The organism is Shewanella sp. 125m-1 (genome assembly GCF_052977065.1).
On the sequence record NZ_JBRILT010000105.1, the window covers coordinates 1 to 519 of the forward strand.

Genomic DNA, 519 nt, shown 5'->3' on the forward strand with positions numbered 1-519 from the left:
CGGATGTAGCTCAGCTGGATAGAGTACCTGGCTACGAACCAGGCGGTCGGAGGTTCGAATCCTCCCATCCGCACCATATAAAACAAATTAGATACAAGTCGTACCGATTTTGCGCGTGTAGCTCAGCTGGATAGAGTACCTGGCTACGAACCAGGCGGTCGGAGGTTCGAATCCTCCCACGCGCACCATGTTTTGCGGAGAGGTGGCCGAGTGGCCGAAGGCGCTCCCCTGCTAAGGGAGTATGGGCTTTAACTCCCATCGAGGGTTCGAATCCCTCCTTCTCCGCCATTCATTAAAAACAAAAAAACCGCACTAAGTGCGGTTTTTTTGTGTCTGTAATTTACCCTTTTCAGCATTCAGCATTCAGCATTCAGCATTCAGCATTCAGCATCAATTTATAGCGAATTGGTATCGTGCTTGTTGAACATAGCCAAGCTTTATTCCAAACTGGAAAATTAACTGGTCACACTTGCCCAATCCCTAGAACACAATTTTGTCACTCGCTCTGAACTCTCAGTA

General features: G+C 48.2%; 2 tRNA genes. Both read left to right on the forward strand.

Annotated elements, in window-relative coordinates:
- The first annotated feature begins 111 nt into the window (after positions 1-111).
- Positions 112-188 (forward strand) — tRNA-Arg (locus tag ACVBIK_RS20700).
- A gap of 8 nt (positions 189-196) precedes the next feature.
- Positions 197-288, forward strand: a tRNA-Ser gene (locus ACVBIK_RS20705).
- Positions 289-519 lie beyond the last annotated feature (231 nt).